Raw genomic sequence first — 22349 nt, 5'->3', positions numbered from 1 at the left:
AAAACTTCCATGCCTGAGATCGGGTGATACGCTGCGGCTCGGGACGGCGTATGCATGTCTCTGAAACGCTAGATACGAACCCCATCCCTTTACCCACTTCATGCTCATGAATCCCGGAAATCGTCGACAATTCCTGAAAACCTCCGCCGTCATGGCCGGGGCCACCTTCGCGCCGAACATCCTGCTCGGTCAGGACAAGGCGCTGAAGAAACTCAACGTGGCTGCGGTCGGCTGTGGCGGAAAGGGCGGCAGTGACATTTCCCAGATCGCCCCGAGCAATCAGATCGTGGCGCTGTGCGATGTGGATCACAAGCGGGCTGCCGGTGCGTTCGGGAAGTTCCCGGAAGCCAAAACGTTCTTCGACTACCGGGAGATGTTCTCGGAGATGGCGGATGAGATCGATGTGGTCACCGTCTCGACGCCGGATCACATGCACTTCCCGATCGCGGTGGCGGCGATCCAGGCCGGCAAGCCGGTCTTCGTGCAGAAACCGCTGGCCAATACCCTGTGGGAAACCCGCGCTCTGGCGGATCTCGCGAAGAAGCACGATGTGCTCACGGTGATGGGCAACCAGGGCGCCACGAATGCGGGCACCCGGGTGCTGCGCGAGTGGATCGAAGCCGGCGTGATCGGTGAGGTGACCGAGGTCCACTACTGGACGAACCGTCCGATCTGGCCGCAGGGTCCGGGTCTGGAATTTCCCAAGCAGCCCGTTCCTGAGACGCTCAACTGGGAGGTCTGGCAAGGCAGCGTGGCGACCGACCGTCCCTACAGCCCGAAGATCCACCCCTTCGCGTGGCGTGGTTTCTGGGACTATGGCTGCGGGGCGCTGGGCGACATCGGCTGTCACAGTTTCAACTCGGCCTTCTGGGCGCTCGACCTGCACGGCGACTTCGAGGTGGAAGCCACGCAGGTTTCCGAGTTCGACGAGGACATCGCGCCGAAGCGCACGACGATCGTATTCGATTTCCCGGAGAAAAAGGGTCGCGCCCCGGTGAAGATCATCTGGCAGGACGGTGTGGCCGATCCGAACAAGGACGAGAAGTTCATCCGTCCGCCGGGGATCCCGGACGATCTCGAACTCGGACGCGAGTTCGGTCAGGTCTTCGTCGGCACCAAGGGCGTGATCTACTGCCCGGATGCCTACTGTGGCGCCACGCCCAAGCTCTATCCGGAGTCGCTGCGTGAAGAGGCGCGCAAGGTGCCGAAGGTGTATGCCCGTGTGAGTGGTGGACCGACCCAGGAACTCTGCCGTGCGATCCGCGGCGACGGAGAGAAGCCGCTCTCCAACTTCACGGACCACGCCGGTCCGTTGACGGAAATGGTTCTGGTGGGGAATCTCGCCGTGCGTCTGGGCAAGAAGATCAACTGGGACTCGGCGAAGCTGGAAGCGCGCGGGTTGCCTGAAGCGCAGAAATTCATCAAGCGCACCTACCGTCAGGGTTGGGAGCCCGACCTTGGCTGAGCACTGAACCCATTCAACAACCGACTCATGAACCAACTACATCAACTGCTCCCCGCGCTTTGTTTGTCCACCGTCCTCACCGTCTCGGCGGAAGAGGGATTCACGGATCTGATGGACGGCAAGTCCTTCGAGGGATGGAAGAAGGCCACCGAGAATACCGACACCTGGAAGATCGAGGACGGAGCCTTCGTGGCGCGCGGCAAACGCTGTCACCTGTTCTATGTGGGGGATGACAAGCCCTTCAAAAATTTCCATCTCAAGGTGGAGGTGATGACCGAGCCGAATTCCAATGGTGGCATCTATTTTCACACCGCCTATCAGGACAAGGGATGGCCGCAGAAGGGCTTCGAGTCCCAGGTGAATGTGACCCAGAAGGATTGGATCAAGACCGGAAGCCTCTACGGACTCGTCAACGTCAGCCGCTCCTTCAGCGAAGACAACAAGTGGTGGACTCAGGAGATCATCGTGGAAGACAAGGTGGTGACCGTGAAGGTCGATGGCGAGATCGTGCTTCAATACACCGAACCTGCAGGTGCGGAACCCGGTGAGCCCTATACGCGGAAACTCGATCAGGGGACCTTCGGCCTTCAGGCGCACGATCCTGATAGTGTGGTGCGCTACCGGAACATCCGGGTGAAGCGTCTCTGACGGGATGGAGCCGGGACCGCCTCCAGTCGATTCCCCGGTGACTCCCGGGGAGGCTCGGCTGGCAGGGTGGTTCATCCTTCCACGAGGCGGATCATTCTTCGGCTTGCCAAAGGGGAGGGGCGTGCGAGGAATGCGCACATGTCCGCACTCGATTCGCTCCCCCATGGCCCGGAGTTCCGGTTCGTTGATGAATTGACCGACCTCGATCCGGGCAAGTCAGCCCGGGGAACCTACGCCATTCGCGGTGACGAGGGATTTCTTGCGGGTCATTTCCCGGGTCGCCCGCTGATGCCCGGGGTGATTCTGGTTGAAGCCATTGCCCAGCTTGGTGGCGTGGCGGCGCAGTCCGATCCGGAGGTGCCTGCGGTGGACGGTCTCCTCCTGACCGGCATTCGTGGTGCGAAGATCCTCGGTGCTGCGGTGCCGGGCGAGGTGCTGGAGATCTCAGCCACGGTGGAAGGCCGATTGGGTCCGATGATCCAGGTCGCGGGTGAAGTCACGGTGGGTGACCGGAAGCTGGCGACGGCGAAGGTGATGCTCAGTGGTCAGTAATGGCGTCCGGGGTGTCAGGTCCAGGTGGGTTGAAGTCGCGGGCATTCCCGTGGACGCTGGCCGGGGTCTGGGTGGTGTGGATCATCGCGATGACGCTGTGGGGCGCTTGGGCGCTCTATCAGACGCGGTGGCCGATGGCGCTGACGATGGCCTTCGGTTCCTTCGTTGCCGGTTCCACGCCTGCCGGGGGCGGAGCGGTGGCCTATCCGGTGTTCACCAAGGCGCTGGCCATCCCTTCCGAGGATGCGGCGCTCTTCGGGCTGATGATCCAAGCGGTGGGCATGAACATGGCGGCCTTGTTCATTCTGACCCGTGGCATTCGGATCGACATGCGGGTGTTCCGGGCTGCGATTCTCGGGTCGATGCCCGGCGTGGTCATCGGTCTGCAGTGGCTGAGTCTGCCGGCGAACGTGCCGAAGCTGGTCTTTTCCTCGATGCTGCTGGTGTTTGCGATCACGCTCTATCGCTCGCACTGGAAACGTCGGCATGAGCCGGAGCGTGGGATCTCCGGGTGGACGAAGTCGGATGGGCTGAGATTTGCGGGAGCCGGTTTGGTCGGTGGCTTGGCGGCCTCCCAGCTGGGTTCGGGAGCTGACATGCTGTGTTTCATGGTGATGACGCTGGGCTTCGGGCTCGATGAACGCGTCGCGGTGCCGACTTCGGTGGTGATCATGGGGGCGACCTCGGCGGTGGGATTCGGCTTCCGCATGATCCAGCCGGAGCCGGTCGGCGTGGTGTGGGAATACTGGGCGGTGGCGGCGCCGGTGGTGGCGGTGGGCGCGCCGGTCGGGGCGTGGGTGGCCTCGAAGGTGAAGAGCGATGCCATCCTGATCGGGGTCTTCCTGCTGATCGTGGCGGAGGTGGCAACCACGGCAATCCTCGTACCCATTGACCTGCCGCGCGGGGTGATGCTGGTGGTGGTCTTCGCGATGGCGACCTGGTGGTTCCGGCGTCTCAGGCGGCTGCGCGAGACGCGCTGGACATCGGCCCACCCGGAGGAGGCGATTCAGGAATCCGTGAACTGATCGCGCAGGTCGGCACGTGACTTCGACCACAGCGAGGAATCATCGGCGATGAACCAGTGACGAGGCAGTTGCCAGCCCGCCAGGGATTTTCCGAGCATGGCGCGAAGGGTGTCGATGTCGGTGCGGGCGGGGAGGAGCACGGCGATCTCATCGACGCGTTCCGGATCACTGCTGGGGACTCCGAAAATCCGCGCCCGATCGGCCAGCCCGGTTTTCTGGATGGCCAGCTCGATGCGGCCGGGTCCGAGCTTGCGACCGGCGACGTTGATTTGCTCGCCGCCCCGGGCGTCGAGGATGAGTTGGCCGGATTGCAGGTGGCCGCCATCGGCGGTGTGGAAGCGGCCGTCGATGATCGGGTCGGTCTCATGGGCCGGGAGGTATCCCTGGGCCACGGAACTGCTGCCGATCACGAAATGACCGGCCTGATCAAGCTGGGCATCGACGCCGGGCAGCGGCACGCCGAGTGAGTCGGCGAGTTCGCGGGGCTCATCGGTCGGGTCCCAGGAAATGCCGCCACATTCCGAAGCGCCGTAGAAGTTGTGCAGCTTGAGTCCGTCGTTTTCCCAGACGCTCAGCTCGAGCTGCGATGTGAGCGGGGCGCCGGCGGTGAGGGCGAGGTGGATGGGGGCGTCCTTGAGGATCCCGGCGCGATGCCAGGCCCGCCACATGGATGGCACGGCGGGAAGGTTGACGCGGGTGTGGGGCTTCATGGCCGCCACGATGGAGGCGGGGAAGGGGACGTCGACGCACTGGATCGGGATGCCGTGGAGCAGCAAGGGCAGGATGACGTTCGAGTAGCCGTAGGAGTGGGCCAGCGAGATGGCGGCGAGATTCGGGATGTCCGGGGTGAGTCCCATGGCGGGGACCAATCGGTCCGCATCGGCGGCGATCTGGGCGGCGGTGAAAAGGGCGAAGCGGGGGTGCTGGTTGTTGCTTGGGACGCGCTTGAGGTGGGCGATCTGGGGGCCGGGGTGCGCGGGGAGCTGCGGGATGTGGTCGCGCTGTTCGATCGGCAGCACGGGCTGGCCGTCCCTCCATCCGTGGAGCGAAGCCACGGCGATCTCGAAGGCGGATCCCTGGGCGATGACCGGGCCGGTGGCTTCAGGGCGGGCATCGAGTGCTGCGGCGATGTCGGCGAAAGTCCTCGCCTCGCCCATTTCGTGGATCGCCGGGCGGTCACGGTGGGTGGCGAGAGTTTCGATCCAACGGTTAAGCAGCATTTGACAGATCAGGGTGCGGGGGCTTGCCTAGCGGCGAAGGCGGTCACCCGACCAGCCCGAATTGCGAATTATGGCATACCGAGCCGATCACCCCCCCACACCGGAGCCGCGTCCAGTCGTCATCAGCGGGTCGGGCATCGTGACGTCGATGGGCTGTGGCATGGTGGAGAATGCCGCGGGTTTCCGGGCAGGGCGCACGGCTTTTCGCGAGGTGGATCTTTTCGATGTGTCGAAGCAGCGGGTGGGGTCCGCCGGTCAGGCCGAACTGCCGGATCGGCCGACGCTCGCTGGGCTCGGCAGGAAGGCATGGGAACGGATGGATCGTGGCACGCGCTTTGCGCTGGTGGCTGCGGAGGAGGCTTTGGAGGCGGCCGGGGTGCGCGGTTCGATGCCGGTGATCATCGGCACGTCGGCCGGGGCGATGCCGATCGGTGAGGACTACTACCGGGTGGCGAAAAGCGGGGATCGGGCAGGTCAGTTCAGGCGGATCGAGTGTTACCAGCCGCAGCGCCAGATGAGTCAGCTGATGAAGTCGGTCGGCGTTTATGGCCCGCTGCGGATCATTTCGAATGCCTGTGCGTCGGGAGCCAATGCCATCGGGCATGCCTTCCAGATGGTGCGGGAAGGCAAGGCGGACCGGGTGTTGGCCGGAGGATACGATGGTCTGGCCCAGCTGGTTTTCGCCGGGTTCGACTCCCTTCAGGCGCTCTCGCCGAGCGGAGTTCCACGGCCTTTCGATGCCGCCCGGGACGGTCTCGCCATCGGCGAGGGTGCCGGGTTCGTCGTGGTCGAAAGCCTGGAGTCCGCCCAGGCGCGGGGTGCCAAGGTGATGGCGGAAGTTCTGGGCTACGGAGCGGCGACCGACATCCACCACCTGACCCAGCCGAATCCGGAAGGAGACGCGGCCTTGATCACGATGACGGCGGCCACCCGGATGGCGGGGCTGGAGCCGGGACAGATCGATTACATCAATTCGCATGGCACCGGCACCCCTCTGAACGACGTGGCGGAAGCTGCCGCCATCCGCCGCTGGGCGCAGGGGGACAGCCGTTCGATCCGAGTCAGCTCCACCAAGTCCGCGATCGGCCATTTGCTTGGCGGAGCGGGGGCGGTCGAAGCGGTGATTTGCCTGATGGCTCTCGACGGCCAATGGCTGCCGGCGAGCCTGAACGTGCGCGAGATCGACCCCTCGGTGAGCTTCGATCTGGTGCAGGAACCACGGGAGGCGAAGGTGGAGGTCACCTTGACGAACTCCTTCGGCTTCGGCGGTGCGAATGCCACACTCATCATGGGGAAGGAGGGGCGCTCGTGAGCAGGATCGTCGTGCTGGGAACCGGAGCCGTGACGCCGGCCGGGTGGGGGATCTCCGCGATGATGGAAACCATCGACGCGCAGCGTGCGGTGGAGCAAACGGTGCTGGAGCGCCCGACCGATCAGGGGGCCTCCATCACGACTCCGGTCGCCAAGGTGCCGAAGCTGACCGACCGATCGCTGCTGCCGAAGTCACCGCGACTGCGCCGGGCCAGCGCGCTTGGTAAGTACGCGGCGGCGGCGGTGTTCGAAGCCATGGGTGCGGAACGCCATCAGGCGGCCAGGGATGGTGATCTGCGCGTTGCCGTGATCTGCACGCTGATGAATGGCTGCGTGAATTATTCCAACCGCTTCTTCGGCGAGGTGCTGACGGATCCATCGGTCGCCAGTCCCATCCTCTTCCCTGAAACCGTGTACAATGCTCCTTCGAGCCACCTGTCGGCGGTGATGGGTTCGAGCGCTCCGAATGATACCATCGTCGGGGATGGCGCCGAATGGTTCGCGGGGCTTGAGTTGGCCACGGAATGGCTGGATCGAGGCGATTGTGATCTCTGCGTGGTGGTCGCCACCGAAGAAATGGACTGGCTCAGCGCGGAGGCGATGGGCTACTACAGTTCTAGTCTTTTGCCTTCCGAAGGCGCTGCTGCCGTGGTGCTGGGTCGTGAAGGCGATGGACCGCGGTTGATGTCGATCCCTGATCCGGTCAGCTATGCGGAGGTCGAAAGTCCTGTCGATGCCATGGCCCGGCTGTGGCGGAATCTTGGAGCTGACGACAACGGCAGGACCCTTTGGGCCGATGGTCGCAATGGGGTGGCCCGGACCGATCAAGCCGAGGATCTGCCTTGGCACGGTCCGCGAATTTCAACCCGGGAATTCCTGGGTGAAGCGATGGGTGCCTCGGCGGCCATCCAGACCGTCGCGGCTCTCGAATGGCTCAGGACCGGGCGGGCGGAGCGCGCGGTGGTCACGGCTGTGGGCGGGAATGAAGCCGTCGGTGGCGCGGTCTTCGATGCTCCCTGATCGCGCTGCGATCTTGCCGAGGCGGCCGTGAAGTGGTGTGTAGGTGGCTTGGGTCCGTCCGTGAATCCGGCGAACCCGGCCGAACTCCCTTCGCTCCAAACCGTCATGAAGTTGCTCCCAAGACTGCTGGTTTCCATCCTGTTGATCCGAACCCTTGCCGCCAGCGAGGACGCGCTGGCGATGATTCCGCTGCCTCTCGACACAAGGCAGGCGGAGATCCTGGTGGTGGAGGTCCCCTTCGTGATCGGGATGGCGATGCCTGAGTCCGCCTTTCAGGCCATCGGGATCCCCTACATTCCTCCCGCGGTATCCTTCCACAAGCAGGAGGACATCAACATGGCGAGTGTGGCGGGAATCAAGGTGTTGTCGGATCTCAAGGAGGATGACAGCTATCGGATCGCATTGGACTACGGGGCCGTGGACGAGAAGCACCAGACCGAAGAACTGCTGCGGGCGGTGGTCGACTGTGTGTATCGAGTGGCAGAGCGGGGCGAGGGCTATCAACTGGAAGTGGTTCTCAAGAATCTGAAGGAGGATTCCCCGCTTCATGCGGTCCTGAAGCAAGCGGTGGCTGAGCGAAAACCGGCTCCGAAGCCCGCTGCTGGGGGCGATTCGACCGGGGAGTAGCCTGGTTCGGTAGGTCGATCGAGCACCCTCCTCGGCTGGGGAGAACGGTGGATCTCGGCATTTTTGAAAAATTCCTTTGACGGATGAGGGGTCACGGAGGCACAAACCGCGCCATCAAGTTGCGACTGCGTCTCAATAAGATTAACTGACTTTCGACACATGAACACACGGAATCGACGAATGGATCTGGCAGCCTGTGCTGCGATGTTGGCAATGGCGGGTGCGGCAGGCGCCCAGGATGTCTTGGAAGGGCTGGACAGTCTCGAGGGTCTGACGGTGGTGGGCAGCACGGAAGCGGCATGGGAGCTGGCGGGTGCGGCGGCCTACATTGACTCCGAGGAGTTCACGAAGCGCGGATACACCGATATCGCCAAGGTGCTGGCCCCGGTTCCCGGGGTGTATGTGCGTCAGGAGGATGGCTACGGGAACTTCCCGAACATTTCGATGCGTGGGGCGGATGGCACCCGGACGTCGAAGGTGACGGTGATGGAAGACGGGATTCTGACGGCCCCGGCGCCCTATTCGGCCCCTGCGGCCTACTATTTCCCGAAGTCCGGCCGCATGTCGGCGGTCGAGGTGCTCAAGGGGTCGAGTCAGGTGCGCTACGGTCCGCAGACCACCGGCGGAGCGCTGAATTTCCTTTCGACGCCGGTTCCCGGTGACGGTGGGCCGAACTTCTATTCGCGGACGACCGGGGGCAGCGACAACACCTTCTTCAACCATACGTGGTATGGGGACACCTTCGAAACCGAGAATGGTCGTTGGGGTTACCTGCTGGAGTTCCACGGTCAGCGAAGCGACGGCTTCCGGGACTTCCTGGGTCCGATCACCGACAGCAGTGGCTTCAGTCTCTACGAGCCGATGCTGAAGGCATTCTGGGAGATCGACGGCGATGTGAAGCAGCGCTTTGAGTTCAAGTATGGCATGACCGACTTCGAATCCGACGAGGGATACCTGGGTCTGACCGAGTTGGATGCGCGTGCGAATCCGGACACGCGCTATGCCGCGACCGTCTTCGACAACATGGACACGAAGCAGCATCGCTCCTACTTCCGCTACATCGTGGAGCCGAGCGACACCTTCAAGCTCCAGTCGACCCTGTATTGGAACAATTTCGAGCGGAACTGGTACAAGCTCGATCACGTCTCGGCGGTGCAGAACCCCGGGATCGATGGCCGCGGTCGGGTTGTTGGTCGCAGTAGCCTGAACTCGGCGCTGCTCAATCCGGGGCTGACCAATGTCCTGCAAGGCAACGCCACCGGATCGATCGGAGTGAAGGCCAACGCCCGTTACTACAACGCCTACGGCTGGCAGAACCAGGCGACCTGGAACTTCGAAACCGGTGGAGCATCGCACGAGTTGGTGGGTGGTTTCCGCCTCCACTACGACCGGGTGTTCCGCGAGCAGTGGGTCGACGTCTACAACGCGAACGGTGGATCGAACTTCAGCCTCTACCGTTCCGGCACACCCGGTGAGGAAGCCAACCGTCTTGAAGAAGCAACCGCCGCGTCCTTCTACCTCGAGGACACCATCGAGATCGGCCAGTTGACGCTGCGTCCCGGCATCCGTTACGAGCGCGTGGAATACGACACAACCGATTACAACGGCACGGGTCTGCGTTCATCGGACGACCTCGGTGTCTGGGGTGGAGGACTCGGCTTCAACTACCAGTGGAACGAGTGCCATAGTACTTACGGTGGTGCCTATCGCGGCTACTCGCTTCCGGGACCGAACTCCTACATCAACGGAGGAGTCCAGGAGGAAGAGAGCATGGGATACGAACTCGGATGGCGCTATCGCAACGAAGGTCTGGTCGTGGATACCGCGGGTTTCCTCACCGACTTCGACAACCTGATCGGTGTGGATGCCGGATTGGGCAATGGCATCAATGCCAATGCGGGCGAAGCCGAGGTCTGGGGTGTCGAAGGTCTGGTGTCCTACGACCCGTCGGTCAGCCGGGGTTGGGGTTTCCAGTTGCCGATGTATTTCAGCGCGACCTGGACGAGTGCCGAGCTCAAGCAGGCTCTCACCGCCGGTGGCGCCGACAACATCTACGCAGGTGGCCAACCCGGAGCCGACATCCCATATGTGCCCGAGTGGAAGCTCGCCAGCGGGATCGGCTATGCAGCCGAGTGTTGGGGCGTGAATCTCGATGCTTACTTCACCAGCCACACCTACGGCACCGCGGCGAATCTGGCGGCACCTTCGACGACGGCCCGCCAAGGCAAGATCGATGCCCTGCTGACCGTGGACCTGTCCGGTTACTATGACATCAACGACAACTGGCGTCTCGTCGGTGGTCTCAACAACATCTTCGACGAGCGTGGCATCGTGACCCGGATCCCTGAAGGTCCGCGGACGAACATCGGACGGACCTGGTTCGTCGGTGCGGAGGCCCGTTTCTGATCAAGCCGATTCACCAGCGCATTGTTCGGGGTCGGGGTGGCGAAAGCCGCCCCGGCTCTTGCGTTGTCCGGGTCGAGACTCCAGCTTAGTTCATTCTCCGCATGCGAATCCCTGCCATCCTTTGTTTCTCCTGCCTTTCCGCGCTGTGTGCGCAGGAAGAGGCACCTGATGCCGCCGTCGTCGAACTGCGAGCGACGATCGGCAAGATCGTGGATACCCAGGCACTCCGCTCGAAGGAAGTGGCCGACTGGGAAGCGCGCAAGGAGGAGATGTCCGCTTTGCTGGAGATCCAGAAACGTGAGCTCTCCCTGCTCACCGAGGAGTTGGAAAAGGCAGGCACATCGGCCGGTGACTTCGACGAGCGCAAGGGCGAGGCCGAGGCGGATCTGGAGGCGTTGAAGGAAACGCGCCGGGTGGTGAAGGAAGCGGTGGCCGCAGCCCGGCCGAGGATGCTGGCGCTCGCCGGACGTCTGCCGGATCCCTTGCTCGACGACACGGAGAACGAGCGCGCGGTGCTGGATGCGTGGGAGGCCGACAGCGAGGCGCGCGACGGGCTCCAGGCCATTCTCGGCATCATCGCGAAGGCTGAGACCTTCAACCGGCGCTTCACCCGCAGTGAGGAGGTCCGAGATGGTCGGGAGGTCGAGGTGATCTATCTGGGTCTCGCCGCTGCCTACTATGCGGATCGTAGTGGAAATGCCGGCGTGGGGATCCCCGGGCCGGATGGTTGGGAGTGGAAGGCGCAGCCCGAGCTGTCCGAGGAACTGCGCAACGTTTTCGACCAACTGGACCGGAAGCGGCCGCCTGAAGTGGTCGAGCTTCCCGTGCAGATCCTTCCGGAAGGAGGTGCCAAGTGATCCGCTCCATCCTGATTTCCCTGATGGGTCTGGGGTTCTCCCTCGGTGCCGGGGCGGCGGAGGTGTCGGTGTCCGATGCCCTTGAGCAGGCGAAGAAGGATCTCGAGTCATCGCTGACCGGGCTGAAGGAAGCCCGTGAAGCGATTGCTGCGGAGAAGCCGGAGCTTTCCTCAAAGTTTGAGGAGGTCGCTTTGGAGCTTCGTGAAAAACGCCGACTCGTCCGGATCGCCCGGATGGGGAAGGAAGACCGTGAGGCCGCCTTGCGGGCGATCGAACGGGAGAGGCTGGTGCGGAAGCAGGATGCGGGATATCTCGCGAGTCTGCTGAAGGATCACGCGCTCAAGGTTCAAACGCTGGCCGGGCCGGGCACGCCGGAGCTGCAGGTGGATCCGCAGGTGATCGCCACCGAGGCGGATGATGAGGCACAGGCCCTGAAGGCCCGTCTGGTGGTGCTCGATGCGTCGATGGACCGGCTGGAATCACTGCTTGGTGGCTCGATGGCGCCGGGAGAAGCGGTGGCCCCTGATGGGAGTGTGGTGAAAGGTGAATTTGCTGCGGCGGGTCCCGCAATGTGGTTCAAGGCCGACAGCGGAGGGTTGGCGGGCGGAGCCGTGGGGCAGGGAGCGGGGCGCTTGCCACGGGTGGTGGGAGCAGACTCCGAAGTCCATGATCTGAAGTCGGGTGCGACCGTATTCCTTCCTCTGGATGTGACCGGCGGCAAAGCGCGGGCGTTGGAGGAGATCGACGGTGGTGCGATCGACCTGGTCCGCAAGGGTGGGCTGTGGGTTTGGCCGATCTTGGGGCTGGCGCTGCTCAGTCTCGTGTTCGGCTTGTGGAAGTTGATCGGCTTTGCGCGTTACCGGGAACCCGGTGAGGCATGGGTCACGGCAATCACGGCGGCCCTGAGGTCCGGTGATCGTGACAAGGCGGCCCAACTGGCCGAAGGTTTCAGCCATCCGGCGGGTCAGGTGATGGCCAAGCTGGTGTCGATCTCATCGAGTACGGCGGACGTCGTGGAAGAGACGCTCTACGAGCAGTTGATGGGGGTGCAGCAGAAGGCCAGCTCGCTGTTGCCGGTGATCGCGGTCACGGCGGCGACTGCACCGTTGCTGGGTCTGCTCGGCACGGTGTCGGGCATGATTCGCACCTTCAACCTGATCACCCTGTTCGGTTCGGGCGATCCGAAACCATTGGCAGGCGGCATTTCGGAGGCTCTGGTGACCACGCTGTTCGGATTGGTGGTGGCGATTCCCGCGCTCGTGCTGCACGCCTTCCTTTCGCGCCGTAGCCAGGGCATCGTCCAGACGACGGAGCGCCTCGGTTTGTCATTCGTCAATACGCTGCGCCAGAAATGAAGAATGCGATTCTACTGACCTTGGAGGAAGGCGGGGTGACCTTGCTGGCGCTGCTGGTGCTTGCGGTCATGATCTACGCCCTCGTCTTCGGCGTCTGGTGGCGTGGGCTGAAAACGTGGCGCCGTGTCAGGTCCGGTGAGTGGTCGAAGGCACGCGAAGTCCGGAGCGAGTTGCCGTGGCATGCCGGGCATGCCGGGCGCCGCGAGTTGGAGCGCAAGTTCGCCTCGTTCGAACTCGATGAGATGGCGTGGGTGGAACGACGCCTGCCTTTCCTGACGGTTCTGATCGCTGCGGCTCCGCTGCTCGGGTTGCTCGGGACGGTGGCCGGGATGTTGGTGAGCTTCGATGGCCTGGCGGGCAGCGCGGGTGGCGAACCGATCGATACGATTTCCGCCGGCATTTCGAAGGCGCTGGTGACGACGCAGGCCGGGTTGGTGATCGCGGTGCCGGCGGCATTCCTGCTTGCGCTGCTGAAGCGGCAATCCGAGTCGAGTCATCTGGAACTTCAACGCCAGCTGCATGATCAACTGGCAACCCGTGGAGGAGAGGCATGAGACGCTTTCGACACAGCACGACCTCGGACAATGTCAGCACGGTGGACATTTCGCCGCTGATCGACGTGGTCTTCCTGCTGCTCATCTTTTTCATCGTGACGACGGTGTTCGTGAAGGAAACGGGGGTCCAGGTATCGAAGCCGCGTGCCGCGAGTTCGGAGGACCTGCAGAAGCAGGCGATCCTGATCGCCGTGACCGATGAAGGTCGCGTGTGGCATGGCGGCCGCGAGATCGGGATGGATGGAGTGCGTGCCGTGGTCTCGGCGATGCTGGAGGAAGATGCGGAGATCCCGGTGGTGATCCGTGCGGATGCCAGTGCGGATACCGAGGACACGGTGGCGGTGATCGATGCCTCAAAACTAGCCGGGGCGACCTCGGTGTCACTGGCGACGGAAAAATGAGGTTTTCCGGAACCATCGTCGGGATTCTGATGGCGGGCGCGCTGCTCGCCCTGCTGGGCCTGACGCGTCTGCTGGTCCCGGCACAAAAGACGGTGGATCTCGACATTCGTGAGATCGACATCACGACGCTGCCGGAGCCTCCACCGCCGCCGCCCGAGGAACCCCCACCGGAGGCTCCACCACCGCCACCGTCGCTGACCCAGATTTCGCAGGTTCCGGATCCCACCCGGGTGGCGGTGCCGAAGGCGGATGTGCCGCTCGACTTGAAGATGCCGGTGGATTCGTTCTTCACTGATGTCGAACCCGCCCCGCTGCCGCAACCGGTGGTCCGCAAGGCTCCTCCCGCACCGCGTCCGAAGCCGACGGCCCAATCGAGACCGAAGGCGCCTCCGGCTCCGGTCGCGAAGTCACACTACTCCATCGGTGAGCTCGACGGCAAGCCACGGCTGATCCGCCATGGCTCCGCACAGTTCCCCTCATCGCTCGCCCGTCGTGGGGTGGGCCAGGGGACCGTGGTGTTCGAGGTGGAACTCAGCGAAAGGGGACGCGTCTCGGTGCGGCGTGTGATTTCGGCAAGTCATTCGGAGTTGGTGGCCCCGGCGCGGAGGATCGCGTCTTCGTCCAGTTTCACCGCCCCCACCCGCCGTGGTCAGCGGGTGAAGGCGATCATGAAGTGGCCGATCACCTTGCGAAAGTAGAGTGCCCAACCATCATCAGACCGCCTGTTACCCCTTTTGAAAGAGACCGATGAATTGATCGCGATTCTCATTTCCAGAATCAAAACCGCGAAGCCGAACCTGAAACATGAGGACTAACCCTATCACCGTCATTCCATCTCGTGCCGCTGCGAGAACCTTGGGGATTGGCTGCTCCTTGTGGGCTGTCGGGTGCTTCTGCCTGTTCGGTTCGGAAGCCTTGCCGCTCTCCACCACCTTCTGGAAGGACCCTTCGTTCGTGAAGTCCTTCAACGGAAGCTACCGGATCGAGGCGAGGATCGAGCCGGTGGTGTCGAGTGAAGTCCGGGGGCTTCTTGTGGAGGTGCAGGAGTTGATGGAGGATGGCAAACGGGAGTCGGCCTTGAAGAAGGTCAAGGACAGCTCCCTGACGGCCAAGTCACCCGCGCTGAAGTTCAATCTCGGGAACCTCCAGTTCGAGGAGGGGCTTTTGGATGACGCCGAGAAGTCATTCGAGGAGGCGATCGAGGGCTACCCGTCGTTCCGGCGGGCGCATCGGAACCTCGGCCTGGTGCTGGTCCGCAAGGGCGAGCTCGAGGAGGCCTTGGAGCATCTGCTCGAGGCGATGCGGCTCGGTGATTCGGATGGGACGACGTACGGCTTGGTGGGGTATTGCCGATTGCAGCGGGGTGAGTGGGCCAGTGCCCTGCAGGCCTACCGGATGGCGCAGTTGAGCCAGCCGGAATCGGTGCAGTGGAAGGCCGGTGTGGCCCAGTGTCTTCAGAATCTGGATGCGCAGGTCGAAGCGGTGGCCTTGCTCGATGAGGTCATCCGTCAGCGCCCTGATGAAGCATCCTACGCGTTGCTGCAGGCTTCGATGTTGATGGAGTTGGAGCGCAACGAGGATGCGGTAAAAAGCCTCGAATTGCCGCGGCGTCTCGGACGTCTCGATTCCGACGGTCTGCTGCTTCTTGCGGACCTTCATCTCCGTGGCGGACGTGCCGAGGTGGCGTCTCAGTTGGTGAATGAGGCCTTCGAAGGAGAGGCGAAGCCGGGTGAGGGACGGGTGCTGTCGACGCTGGCATCGGCGATGAGGGGGGAAGTCTGGGACTTGGCGGATCTGCTCATCGGGCATGCCACTCCGGAGGAGGGGAAACCATCGGCCGGCCTGCGCCGGGCGCAGGCTCGCCTCGACATCGAGTCCGGCCGCGATCCGGACCGTGGAGCTGCGGCCCTGAAGGTGCTGATCGATGAAGATCCGGTCGACGGGCAGTCACTGCTGGCGCTGGGTCGCCATCAGATGACCTCGGGCGACCTGGCAGGAGCCAGCCTGTTGTTCGAACGGGCGACGGCGGTTTCGGAGACCGCGGCGGATGCGTGGATCGAGCTGGCGCGTGTGCGGGTTGATCAACGGCGCTACGAGCCGGCCTTGAAGGCGGTCGATGAAGCGCTGGTGCTCCGCCCGGGAGGAGAGTTGCAGGCCTACCGGGAGGGCCTTGCCCGATTGGTCGAGGCCTCCGAGTAGGTTGGCACGTCGCTCAGACTTCGAGCTCGTCGGGACGGGCGGTGAGGTCGAGGTAGTCGAGGATGGCCTCGCTCGGGTTGTCCGCGCGCATGAGTGACTCGCCGATCAGGACGGCATTGGCACCGGCATCAAGCACCTGCTGGGCATCGTCGAGCGTCTTCAGGCCCGACTCGGATACCAGTAGTACTTCATCCGGGACCTCCTCCGCCAGTCGTGCGGTCGTGGTGAGGTCGGTGGTGAAGGTTTTCAGGTTACGGTTGTTGATGCCGATCAGGTCGGCCTCGAGGTCGAGGGCGCGTTCCATTTCCGGCAGGTCGTGGACTTCGACGAGCACGTCGAGCTGGAAGTCCTTGGCTTCCTGATAGAGACGCCGGAGGGTGTCGTCGTCGAGGGCCGCGACGATCAGCAGGATGGCATCGGCTCCGGCCACCACGGCTTCGTGGATCTGGAGCGGGTGGACCATGAAATCCTTCCTCAGCAGCGGGGCTTCCGCGAACTCGGAGATCTTGGTCAGGTAGCTGAGGGATCCTTGGAAGTAGGGCTCGTCGGTGAGGATGGACAGGCAGGAGGCACCGCCCTCGAAGTAGCGCTTGGCCTGGCGGAGTGGGTCGAAATTCGGGTCGATGATGCCGGCGGACGGTGAGGCCTTCTTGATCTCGGCGATCACTCCGAGCTTGTCCGGTCCGCGGTCCAGGGCGGCGCGGAATCCGCGAAACTCGTTCCGTTGCAAGGCGGCGGAGCGGAGGTGCCCGGCGCGGGGGAGGAGGGCCTCCACTTCCTTGTGTTTGGTGGCGATGATTTCAGCGAGCTTGTCAGACATGGCGGGGGGAATGTCGATGGATGAAAATCGATTGTCGAATGCGGAATCCACCCAGAGGCGGGCCGGATGGGTGATGACTACAAAAATCCCAACAACTTCAAAAAATCTCTTGATCGCCCCCGTCGGACGTGTAGAAACCGCGCACGCGTTCGCGCAACGCGGGTGTAGCTCAGGGGTAGAGCGCAACCTTGCCAAGGTTGATGTCGTCAGTTCGAATCTGATCACCCGCTCCATCAAGGGCCGTTGGGAAACCAACGGCCCTTGTCTTTTTTCCGGGCATGGGATCCGGTGGGGGGGAAGGGGACCGGACCGCGCAACGCAAGAAGCCTCCATCCCGGGGTGGGACGGAGGCTTCGGAAAGGTGGAATCCGGGAGGCTGGCTCCGTGGTGGAGCTCAGCGGTAGTCGGCGGGCTTCTTGCCCTTGATGAATTTGTTGAAGCCGAACGGGGTTGGCTTGAACTCGCCGACGAAGTCGACGTTCAGCTCCTCGGGGATCTCAAGGCCGGTGGCCCAGTAGGCGGAGTTGATGACGAAGCGGCGCAGGCCGGGGGCGACGAAGTCGGTGGCGGAGCCCATCGTGGTGCAGATGACCTTCTTGTCCTCACGCACCCACGCGACGGGCATCATGGGATCGTTCTTGGCGCCTTCGACCGGTTTGGCGTCGGGCGTCATGCCGGCAAGCACTTGGCCATGGATGAGCACCTTGGCATCGTCCGGAAGCTTCTTGATGCCATACACGTCGGTGTCGCCCCAGACATCTTCCACCCCACGAAGGAGCGGGTGGGACTTGTGGGTTTCGTCGATGACGCCCCGGGTGCTTTCACCACCGTGCTTGCCGTGGTGGTTGATCCAGGTTTCACCGAGAATCTGGCGTCCGAAGCCACCGCTGTATTCCTTCGAGTTGAAGGACCACTTGGCGTAGGGGCTGTCCTTGAGGCGTCCGTACTTGAAGGCGTGGGTGGAGGTGCGCAGACCGAGGAGCGGCTTGCCGGCCTCGACGTAGTCGTAAAGGAACTTGGTATCGGCATCCGGAAGTTCGCGGAAACGCAGTCCGAGGATGACGAAGTCGGCGTCGGCGACCGACGACATGCCGGGGATGTTCGTTTGCTCGTTGGGGTCGATTTCGCCGGTCTTCTTGTTGATGGCGAAGAGCACGGTGCAGGTGAAGCCGTGGCGCTCGGAAAGGATCTTGCCGAGCATGGGCATGGTTTCTTCCGAGCGGTATTCTTCATCACCGCTGATGAGGACTACATTTTTGCCTTTTCCGGGGCCTTCCTTCCCTTCGAAGACGAGCCATGGGTCTTCGGCCTGAAGTGGGGTGAGAAAAGGGACGAGGGCGAGGAGGTATCTGAGTTTCATAGCAGGTCGGAGGTCTACGCAGCGTGTTTGCGCATTCTTTTCATCGGTCGCGGGAAACCCGCATGACAGGCGAGCCATGTCGTGGCATGGTCCGCGTGTTCCGCAAGATTCCTCTACCAATGATTCACCAATTGGGCCTGTGGGCCATGATTATTTTTGTTTCGTCGGCCTTTGCCGAGGCACCTCGTGCCTTGCCGGTCGATCCATCCGACATCACGCCGGAGAACGATGCCGTGCTGATCGATCCGTCGCCGCGGGCGGCGGAAGCGAAGCCGCTGCCACCGGGTGAGGTCACGCTTCCGGAGGTGAAGCCGAATCCTGCCTCGGACACTCCGGAAATCGGCGCGCTGCCGAAGGGCGAGGATGCCGTGAGGTTGCAGATTTTTCTCGATCAGGCGCATTTCGGCCCGGGGGTGATCGATGGCAAGCCGGGTCGCTTCACGATCCTGGCGGTGAATGCGTGGAATGAAGTGCACGGTCACCCGTCGAACGATCTGAGCGCGGTGATGGCGGCGGCCCGCAAGGCGGTGCCGAATCCCTTCGCGCTGGCGATCGTGCCCGAGGTGGCGACGAAGTGGGTGAATACCAAGCTTTCCTACAAGAAGGCCGCGCAGGCGAAGGAGAAGCGGATGAGCTACCGGAGCTATGGGGAGTTCATGTCGGAGCGCTACCACACGGATGTCGATTTCCTGATCGAGCTCAACAGCCAAAAGCAGGTCTATGGCTTGCAGCCGAGCGGCTCGCTGATCGTGCCCAATGTGAAGCCGTTTCTGATCGAGAACCTGAATGGCAGCCGCTACGACCCGGTCGAGCTGCTGGCGAGCCGTCACATGGTGATCGACACCAAGGTCAATCAGGCGCGCATCTACGAATCGACGCCGACGGCCCTGATCGTGGCGGACCCCGAGGGACCGGTGCAGGTGCAGGCGAACCGCGCGCTGGTCGCGAGCTTCCCGATCACGCCGGGCAAGCCACAGTTCATCAAATACGGGCTGTGGGAGATGAAGAATGCGGTGCAGCTGCCGGTGTGGCGCTACGATCAATCGCTGCTGGATACCGGCAAGCGCAGCAACAACGCGCTCAACATCCCACCGGGCCCGAACAGCCCGGTGGGTGTGATCTGGATGGGTCTGAGCGTGTCGGGCATCGGGGTTCACGGGACCTCGGACCCGGAGACGATCGGACGTTCCCGCAGCGCGGGGTGCATCCGGATGGCCAACTGGGATGCGACCCGTTTGCCTGACTTCATCCGGCCGGGAGCTTCGGTCGAAATTCGCTAGCGGGTGACGGCGTAGTTGTTTCACGGTCCGTTCCGTCGCTTGCATGACTCCTTCGAAAAAATTCACCGTTCGCCTGGCGATCTACTCGGTCGTGCTGCTGTACGTGGCGGGTGATCTTTTCCTGTTCAATGGTCCGCTGAACCGGCGGATCCAGACGGATCGCCCGGATAGTCCGGAGGCGATCGCCTACGCCAAGAGCCAGGGCGTGGTGGCGCGGGTGTTCGGCCACCCCATCCTGCGCTCGCAGGTCGAGCGGGCGGCGAAGGAGCGCCTGTGGCTGGAAGGGAGGACGATGGAGGAACTGGAGCCGGAGGAACGCCGCGAACTGCGGATGGCGGTGCTCAATGAGTTGATCGACCACCATCTCCTGCGGGTGAAGGTGCAGCACAATACCGAGCATGCCCCGGTGAGTGAGGAGGAGGTGAATGAGGCCATCCGCAATCTGGCTTCAAGGTTCTCCAGCAGGGAGGAAATGAAGCAGGAGCTGGCGGCGGAGGGCATCGACAGCGAGAGGGAGCTGCGCCTGCGTCTGGGCGCGCGCATCCAGCAGGTGAAGTTCATTGAGTCCCAGATCGGGGATGAGATCGAGGTGAAGGAAGAGGATGCCCGCGAGTGGTTCGAGGAGCGGGCCGACAAATTCGAGATCCCGGAGCGCGTCCGCGTCCGCCATGTGTTTCTCTCGACCCTGAACCGTGAGTCGGACAAGGCGAAGGCGACTCTAACGGCGGCGCTGGGTGAGCTGCGCGCGGGGACGAAGAAGTTCGCCGGGTTGGCGGCATCGATCAGCGAGGATCCGAAGACGAAGTCGAAGGGCGGCGAATTGGGTTGGATGACGCTGGACCGCCTGCCCGCGGATTTCGGTGAGCCGGTGTTTCAGATGAAGGTGGGGAAGGCCGAACTGTTGCGCACCAAGATCGGCTGGCATCTGGTCGAGGTGCTCGAGAAACGGCCTGCGGAGAAGCGCTCGTTCGAGGATGCGAAGGATGAGGTCATGCTGGCTTTGGAAACGGCGAAGCGCATCGACATGGTGGAGGCTTATCGCAAGTCGCTCAGGGCGCAGCAGAAGATCAGCATTCAGGTCTTTCCGGAAATGATCACGGACGAATGAGGGCTTGGATCCTGATCATGCTGCTGGTGGCCGGTGGCTGCCGGAAGGAAGAGCCACCGCGAGCGGTGCCGGTCAGTCTGGACGGTGCGCTGGAGCTTCAGCTGTGCAGTTTCAACATCCGCTACGAGGGCGATCAGGACCGCGGGTGGAAGTCGTGGCCGAACCGCCTCGACCGGGTGCTTGCGACCGTCCGTGAGATCGATCCGGACGTCCTCGGCGTGCAGGAGGCGCTGCATGGTCAGGTCGCGGACCTATGGGCCTCGCTGCCCGACTATCGCTTCTACGGAGTCGGTCGGGACGATGGGAAACGTGCCGGTGAGTATGCGGGGATCTTCTGGAAGCGGGACCGCTTCGAGGAAAGCGAGTCGGGGACCTTCTGGTTGTCGGACTACCCGGAGCAGCCGGGCTCGCGGACGTGGGGGAATTCGGTGGTGCGCTGCACGAGTTGGGTGCGCCTGGTCGACCGCTCCAGTGGCCGGGGTTTCTACGTCTACAACACGCACTTCGATCACCGTCATCAGGGTTCGCGGGAACGGGCGGCCGTGCTGATCGCCGAGAGGATCGATGCGCGGACCCACGGCGAGGATCCGGTGGTGCTGCTGGGTGACTTCAATGCGGTGGAGAACAACCCGGCGGTGGCGTATTTCCGCGGCACGCAGGTGAAGCTGTCCGGGCGGACGGTGGACGGCTGGAGTGGGAATTTCAGCGACCCCTTCGACGATCGGAATCCGGACCGCAGGGATCGGCGGACGCTGCATTTCTGGTCGGCGGATCGGACCGGTTGGGCGAAGGTCGACCACATTCTGGTCTCGCAGGGGGCGGTGGCTCTGGATGCCGGCATTTTCCGGGCGCCGACGCAGCGGACCCAGCCGTCCGACCACTTTCCGGTGTGGGCGAGGGTGTCCTGGCCTGCATCGACAGACGGGGAGAATACCGCTACACTCCTGACTGAATGACCGCTGCCGACCTTGGATGGAATGAAGATTTGGAAAGGGAGTTCGCTCCGCATGCCAAACAGGGACGGCTGGCGGCCCGGCTGGTCCGCGAAACAACCATCAATTATGGTGCCCTGGTCGTGGAGGAGGACGGCGGCATCGATGAAGTGGATGTGATCCTTTCCGGCAAGGTCTGGCACGATGCGGCATGCGATGCCGATCTGCCGGCGGTCGGCGACTGGGTGGCCATCGAGATGGGCGAAGAGGGCGACAGCCCGGTGATCCGTGCGCGGTTGGGCCGGATGTCGTGCTTCTCCCGCAAGCTGCCGGGCAACAGCAGTGAAGAGCAGGTGATCGGGGCGAATGTGGATGTGGTGACGGTCGTGACCGATCCGGGATCCGACCACAATCCCCGGCGCATGGAGCGCTATTTCACGCTGATCCGCCGCAGCGGGGCCGACCCGCTGGTTCTGATCAACAAGGCCGACGCATTTCCGGAGGACCATTGCGAGGCGGCGAAAGCCGAGTTGCAGGTGCTGTGGCCCGAAGCGGAGATCCACGTGGTCAGCGCGCTCGAAGGCAGCGGCCTGGAAATCCTGAAGAGCCACCTGAAGCCGGGAATTACGATGTGTGTCGTAGGTTCGAGCGGCGTCGGGAAATCCACCCTGGTCAATCAGTTGATGGGCGAGGAATGGCAGTGGACCAGCGAGGTGAACGAAGTGACCGGCAAGGGCAGGCACACGACGACGGCGCGTGAGCTGGTGATCCTGCCGGGCGGGGGGATGCTGATCGACAACCCGGGGATGCGGGAGATCCAGATGTGGACCGACGAGCAGACGCTGCGCGAGAGTTTTGCCGATGTGGAGGCATTGACGACCCAGTGCAAGTTCCACGACTGCAAGCACGGCTCCGACAAGGGCTGTGCGATCCGCGCCGCGGTGGAGTCGGGCGAGCTCGAGATCGAGCGGCTCGAGAGTTTCCTGCGGCTCGATGAGGAGGTGGAAAAACTCACCCAGCGGGCGAAGAAACGCCAGATGGCGACCGAGCGCTGGGCCAAGCGCAACCGCAAGGTGAAGGCCCGCAACCTCGAGGATCGGATCGAGCTCGAGCGCGAGCGGCGAGGCGAATGGCGGTAAACAAAAAGAGCGTGCGACCGGGCTCGCACGCTCCTTGAGATTCCTTCGTCGGGTCGGTGTCAACCGACCT

At 63.2% G+C, this 22349-nt stretch carries 21 protein-coding genes and 1 tRNA gene; 19 read left to right on the top strand and 3 right to left on the bottom strand.

Annotated elements, in window-relative coordinates:
• Positions 1-106: 106 nt before the first annotated feature.
• From JIN81_RS14805 to JIN81_RS14790, 4 genes are all read left to right on the top strand, one after another.
• Complete coding sequence (locus JIN81_RS14805) at positions 107-1465, top strand: Gfo/Idh/MocA family protein (protein WP_200281424.1); 1359 nt, start codon at positions 107-109, stop codon at positions 1463-1465.
• Positions 1466-1492: 27 nt separating this feature from the next.
• A complete protein-coding gene (locus JIN81_RS14800; RefSeq protein ID WP_200281422.1) occupies positions 1493-2113 on the top strand; it encodes a 3-keto-disaccharide hydrolase in 621 nt (206 codons plus the stop codon).
• A 138-nt stretch (positions 2114-2251) separates the two neighbouring features.
• Positions 2252-2665, top strand: coding sequence for a 3-hydroxyacyl-ACP dehydratase FabZ family protein (locus tag JIN81_RS14795; protein WP_200281419.1), 414 nt, complete (start codon positions 2252-2254; stop codon positions 2663-2665).
• Positions 2665-3690 (top strand): sulfite exporter TauE/SafE family protein, encoded by a 1026-nt coding sequence (locus JIN81_RS14790; RefSeq protein ID WP_200281417.1) that lies wholly within the window; start codon positions 2665-2667, stop codon positions 3688-3690. Before JIN81_RS14795 ends, JIN81_RS14790 begins: the two co-directional genes overlap by 1 nt.
• Here JIN81_RS14790 and JIN81_RS14785 read toward each other — a convergent pair.
• Positions 3672-4910, bottom strand: coding sequence for an AMP-binding protein (locus JIN81_RS14785; RefSeq protein ID WP_200281414.1), 1239 nt, complete (start codon positions 4908-4910; stop codon positions 3672-3674). The two genes, JIN81_RS14790 and JIN81_RS14785, sit on opposite strands and share 19 nt — an antisense overlap.
• Positions 4911-4980: 70 nt before the next feature.
• Here JIN81_RS14785 and JIN81_RS14780 point away from each other — a divergent pair, with 70 nt between their 5' ends.
• From JIN81_RS14780 to JIN81_RS14735, 10 genes are all read left to right on the top strand, one after another.
• Positions 4981-6222 carry a beta-ketoacyl-[acyl-carrier-protein] synthase family protein gene (locus tag JIN81_RS14780; RefSeq protein ID WP_200281411.1) on the top strand — a complete coding sequence of 414 codons (1242 nt, stop codon included), beginning with the start codon at positions 4981-4983 and terminating at the stop codon, positions 6220-6222.
• Positions 6219-7241 (top strand): beta-ketoacyl synthase N-terminal-like domain-containing protein, encoded by a 1023-nt coding sequence (locus tag JIN81_RS14775; RefSeq protein WP_200281408.1) that lies wholly within the window; start codon positions 6219-6221, stop codon positions 7239-7241. Before JIN81_RS14780 ends, JIN81_RS14775 begins: the two co-directional genes overlap by 4 nt.
• A 105-nt stretch (positions 7242-7346) precedes the next feature.
• Entirely contained in the window at positions 7347-7868 is a 522-nt protein-coding gene (locus JIN81_RS14770) for a hypothetical protein (protein ID WP_200281405.1), read from the top strand.
• A gap of 159 nt (positions 7869-8027) precedes the next feature.
• On the top strand, positions 8028-10274 hold the full coding sequence (locus JIN81_RS14765; protein ID WP_200281402.1) for a TonB-dependent receptor family protein: 2247 nt from the start codon (positions 8028-8030) through the stop codon (positions 10272-10274).
• A 101-nt stretch (positions 10275-10375) separates the two neighbouring features.
• On the top strand, positions 10376-11131 hold the full coding sequence (locus tag JIN81_RS14760) for a DUF3450 family protein (RefSeq protein ID WP_200281399.1): 756 nt from the start codon (positions 10376-10378) through the stop codon (positions 11129-11131).
• Positions 11128-12486 (top strand): MotA/TolQ/ExbB proton channel family protein, encoded by a 1359-nt coding sequence (locus JIN81_RS19515; protein ID WP_200281396.1) that lies wholly within the window; start codon positions 11128-11130, stop codon positions 12484-12486. Before JIN81_RS14760 ends, JIN81_RS19515 begins: the two co-directional genes overlap by 4 nt.
• Positions 12483-13040 (top strand): MotA/TolQ/ExbB proton channel family protein, encoded by a 558-nt coding sequence (locus JIN81_RS14750; protein WP_200281394.1) that lies wholly within the window; start codon positions 12483-12485, stop codon positions 13038-13040. The genes JIN81_RS19515 and JIN81_RS14750 overlap by 4 nt, the downstream gene beginning before the upstream one ends.
• Positions 13037-13441: an ExbD/TolR family protein gene (locus JIN81_RS14745; RefSeq protein WP_200281392.1), complete on the top strand. Its 405-nt coding sequence runs from the start codon at positions 13037-13039 to the stop codon at positions 13439-13441. Before JIN81_RS14750 ends, JIN81_RS14745 begins: the two co-directional genes overlap by 4 nt.
• Entirely contained in the window at positions 13438-14139 is a 702-nt protein-coding gene (locus tag JIN81_RS14740) for an energy transducer TonB (protein ID WP_200281390.1), read from the top strand. The genes JIN81_RS14745 and JIN81_RS14740 overlap by 4 nt, the downstream gene beginning before the upstream one ends.
• 106 nt (positions 14140-14245) lie before the next feature.
• A complete protein-coding gene (locus JIN81_RS14735; protein WP_200281388.1) occupies positions 14246-15640 on the top strand; it encodes a tetratricopeptide repeat protein in 1395 nt (464 codons plus the stop codon).
• Positions 15641-15653: 13 nt separating this feature from the next.
• Here the strand turns inward: JIN81_RS14735 and trpC are convergent, their stop codons facing one another.
• Positions 15654-16460, bottom strand: a complete 807-nt coding sequence (gene trpC, locus JIN81_RS14730; protein ID WP_200281386.1) for an indole-3-glycerol phosphate synthase TrpC — start codon at positions 16458-16460, stop codon at positions 15654-15656.
• A gap of 158 nt (positions 16461-16618) precedes the next feature.
• Here trpC and JIN81_RS14725 point away from each other — a divergent pair.
• Positions 16619-16693: transfer RNA gene (locus JIN81_RS14725), tRNA-Gly, on the top strand.
• Positions 16694-16854: 161 nt separating this feature from the next.
• Here JIN81_RS14725 and JIN81_RS14720 read toward each other — a convergent pair.
• On the bottom strand, positions 16855-17820 hold the full coding sequence (locus tag JIN81_RS14720) for a ThuA domain-containing protein (RefSeq protein WP_200281385.1): 966 nt from the start codon (positions 17818-17820) through the stop codon (positions 16855-16857).
• Between the two features lie 119 nt (positions 17821-17939).
• On the opposite strand from JIN81_RS14720, the gene JIN81_RS14715 reads away from it, so the two are divergent.
• Genes JIN81_RS14715 through rsgA form a run of 4 tightly spaced genes read left to right on the top strand, consistent with a single transcriptional unit; the run spans position 17940 to position 22279 of the window.
• Entirely contained in the window at positions 17940-19100 is a 1161-nt protein-coding gene (locus JIN81_RS14715) for a L,D-transpeptidase (protein ID WP_234044984.1), read from the top strand.
• A gap of 43 nt (positions 19101-19143) precedes the next feature.
• Positions 19144-20208, top strand: coding sequence for a peptidylprolyl isomerase (locus JIN81_RS14710; RefSeq protein ID WP_200281383.1), 1065 nt, complete (start codon positions 19144-19146; stop codon positions 20206-20208).
• Positions 20205-21164: an endonuclease/exonuclease/phosphatase family protein gene (locus JIN81_RS14705; RefSeq protein ID WP_200281382.1), complete on the top strand. Its 960-nt coding sequence runs from the start codon at positions 20205-20207 to the stop codon at positions 21162-21164. Before JIN81_RS14710 ends, JIN81_RS14705 begins: the two co-directional genes overlap by 4 nt.
• Positions 21161-22279: a ribosome small subunit-dependent GTPase A gene (gene rsgA, locus JIN81_RS14700; RefSeq protein ID WP_200281381.1), complete on the top strand. Its 1119-nt coding sequence runs from the start codon at positions 21161-21163 to the stop codon at positions 22277-22279. Before JIN81_RS14705 ends, rsgA begins: the two co-directional genes overlap by 4 nt.
• Positions 22280-22349: the final 70 nt, after the last annotated feature.

Source organism: Haloferula rosea, assembly GCF_016595525.1.
In the GTDB taxonomy this organism is placed as follows: Bacteria; Verrucomicrobiota; Verrucomicrobiia; order Verrucomicrobiales; family Akkermansiaceae; genus Haloferula; species Haloferula rosea.
This window is presented reverse-complemented; position numbering and strand designations above follow the sequence as displayed.